Origin of the sequence: Pseudomonas sp. GLN_2, assembly GCF_043106005.1 — a bacterium.
GTDB lineage: Bacteria > Pseudomonadota > Gammaproteobacteria > Pseudomonadales > Pseudomonadaceae > Aquipseudomonas > Aquipseudomonas alloputida.
Window position 1 is genome coordinate 1 of the sequence record NZ_JBICMC010000107.1, and the last position, 667, is coordinate 667.

The window sequence follows — 667 nt, forward strand, 5'->3', positions numbered from 1 at the left end:
TGGTGGGTAGTTTGACTGGGGCGGTCTCCTCCCAAAGAGTAACGGAGGAGTACGAAGGTGCGCTCAGACCGGTCGGAAATCGGTCGTAGAGTATAAAGGCAAAAGCGCGCTTGACTGCGAGACAAACACGTCGAGCAGGTACGAAAGTAGGTCTTAGTGATCCGGTGGTTCTGTATGGAAGGGCCATCGCTCAACGGATAAAAGGTACTCCGGGGATAACAGGCTGATACCGCCCAAGAGTTCATATCGACGGCGGTGTTTGGCACCTCGATGTCGGCTCATCACATCCTGGGGCTGAAGCCGGTCCCAAGGGTATGGCTGTTCGCCATTTAAAGTGGTACGCGAGCTGGGTTTAGAACGTCGTGAGACAGTTCGGTCCCTATCTGCCGTGGACGTTTGAGATTTGAGAGGGGCTGCTCCTAGTACGAGAGGACCGGAGTGGACGAACCTCTGGTGTTCCGGTTGTCACGCCAGTGGCATTGCCGGGTAGCTATGTTCGGAAGAGATAACCGCTGAAAGCATCTAAGCGGGAAACTTGCCTCAAGATGAGATCTCACTGGGATCTTGAATCCCCTAAAGGGCCGTCGAAGACTACGACGTTGATAGGTTGGGTGTGTAAGCGCTGTGAGGCGTTGAGCTAACCAATACTAATTGCCCGTGAGGCTTG

The 667-nt window shown here is 54.1% G+C and carries 1 rRNA gene; it reads left to right on the forward strand.

Annotation, left to right across the window (positions count from 1 at the left end):
• A 23S ribosomal RNA gene (locus ACF8Q6_RS26150) occupies positions 1–667 on the forward strand; the annotation flags it as partial.